Source organism: Agrobacterium sp. a22-2 (assembly GCF_012276985.1).
Lineage (GTDB): Bacteria > Pseudomonadota > Alphaproteobacteria > Rhizobiales > Rhizobiaceae > Allorhizobium.
On record NZ_JAAXMM010000111.1, the window covers coordinates 1 to 395 of the forward strand.

Annotated in this window: 1 protein-coding gene; it reads left to right on the top strand. The window is 61.8% G+C overall.

Features of this window, described 5'->3' with window-relative positions; all coding sequences use genetic code 11:
• On the top strand, positions 1–395 hold a 395-nt coding region (locus HFC70_RS26630; protein WP_168476315.1), incomplete at both ends, for an MFS transporter.

Below are 395 nucleotides of genomic sequence, written 5' to 3' on the forward strand. Positions count from 1 at the left end.
ATTCAGGGCATTGCGCTGGGCGGAGAATGGGCGGGTGCGGTACTGTTGTCGATGGAACACGGCAAGCCGCATCAGCGCGGGCGCAACGCGTCCTTTGCTCAGGTAGGGCCGTCCTGCGGTTCGTTGATCGGCACAGGCCTCATTACGCTGGTGACGTTGGCGATGTCGGCGGACGATTTCCAGCAATGGGGCTGGCGGATCCCGTTCCTGCTGAGTCTGGTGCTGGTCATCTTCGGTTTGTGGCTGCGCCGGGGTGTGGGTGAGACGCCGGCATTTTTACAACTGGAGGCGTCGAAAGATGTTACGCAGTCGCCGATCCGCGAAGTCTTCACGCAGCACATGCGTCCACTGCTGATCGCCGGCGGATCGCGAATCGGCTCTGACGTGCTCTATGC